This window comes from Streptomyces fuscigenes (assembly GCF_021556455.1).
Lineage (GTDB): Bacteria > Actinomycetota > Actinomycetes > Streptomycetales > Streptomycetaceae > Streptomyces > Streptomyces fuscigenes.
The window spans coordinates 1-1,325 of sequence record NZ_JAKGCV010000762.1 but is presented as its reverse complement, the minus strand read 5'-3'; the positions used below and the strand labels follow the sequence as shown (position 1 = coordinate 1,325).

2 protein-coding genes are annotated in these 1,325 nt (G+C 75.5%); one reads left to right on the top strand and one right to left on the bottom strand.

The window, feature by feature from the left end:
- A partial coding sequence (locus tag L1885_RS28405) for a winged helix-turn-helix domain-containing protein (RefSeq protein WP_235800009.1) occupies nt 1-362 on the top strand: 362 nt, incomplete at its 5' end.
- An 87-nt stretch (nt 363-449) separates the two neighbouring features.
- Here L1885_RS28405 and L1885_RS28400 read toward each other — a convergent pair.
- On the bottom strand, nt 450-1,139 hold the full coding sequence (locus tag L1885_RS28400) for a response regulator (protein WP_235800008.1): 690 nt from the start codon (nt 1,137-1,139) through the stop codon (nt 450-452).
- Between the last annotated feature and the right edge of the window lie 186 nt (nt 1,140-1,325).

Genomic DNA, 1,325 nt, shown 5'->3' with positions numbered 1-1,325 from the left:
CCTCGCCGCGGGAGCGGCAGGGGCGACCGGACGGTTCCGCCCCCGCCGCCGGGGGACGCGGCGACGGGATCGAGGTCGACCTCGAACGGCGCACGGCCCGGGCCGACGGGCAGCCGCTCGACCTCACCTACCTGGAGTTCGAGGTGCTCGCGCACTTCGTCGCCCACCCGCACCTGGTGCATTCGCGCGCGCGGCTGCTCGAACTCATCTGGGGCTACCACTACGCGGGCGACGGCCGGACCGTCGACGTGCACATCGCCCGGCTGCGCAGGAAGCTCGGCCCGGCGCACCGCACGTCCATCCACACGGTCCGCCGCGCCGGATACAAGTACGTCCCGGCGCGGGGTGCCGCGCTCGGCTAGGCGCTCCCGGCGGGCGCGGCGGACGGCCCGGCCGGACCGGGCCGTCCCGCTCCTGCCGGCGCCCGTCCGCCGCGCCGGCAGGCCGCGTCAGCCGGCCGCGCCCCCGCCCGCGCGCACCAGGCCCGTCTCGTACGCCAGGACGACGACCTGCACCCGGTCGCGCAGGCCGAGCTTCGTGAGGATGCGGCCGACGTGCGTCTTGACGGTCGCCTCGGAGACGAAGAGCCGGCCCGCGATCTCCCCGTTCGACAGGCCCTGCGCGACCAGCAGCAGCACCTCCCGCTCGCGTTCGGTCAGCCGCCCGACCTCCTTGTGCTCGGGCTCCGCGGTGCCGCTCGGCAGCATCGGCGAGAACCGGTCGAGCAGGCGGCGCGTGGTGGACGGGGCCACGACCGCGTCGCCGCTGTGCACGGCGCGGATCGCGTTGAGCAGGTCGCCGGGCGGCACGTCCTTGAGCATGAACCCGCTCGCGCCGGCCTTGAGGCCGGAGAACGCGTACTCGTCCAGGTCGAACGTGGTCAGGATGAGCACCTTCGGCGCGTCCGCACCCGCCGCGCAGATCCGCCGGGTCGCCTCGACGCCGTCGAGGCGCGGCATGCGCACGTCCATGAGGACGACGTCGACGGAGGTCGCCCGCAGGACCTCCAGGGCCTCGGCGCCGTCGCCCGCCTCCGCGACGACCTCCATGTCCGGCTGGGCGGCGAGCACCATGCGAAAGCCGGTGCGCAGGAGCGCCTGGTCGTCCACGAGCATCACGCGGATCGGTGTCTGCTGCATCTCCGGTGTCCCCATTCTCGATGTCCCCGGATTCTCGATGTCACCGGGTCCCCGGTCTTTCGCCGTGCTCGTCGGTGGTCGTGACGCGCCGCTCGTCACGCGGCGGCCGCGCGGTGGCCGCGGTCCGGCGGCCGGTGGGAAGCCGTCACGGCGCGCAGGCCCCGGGCCGGCGTCGCGCCGCCGGGG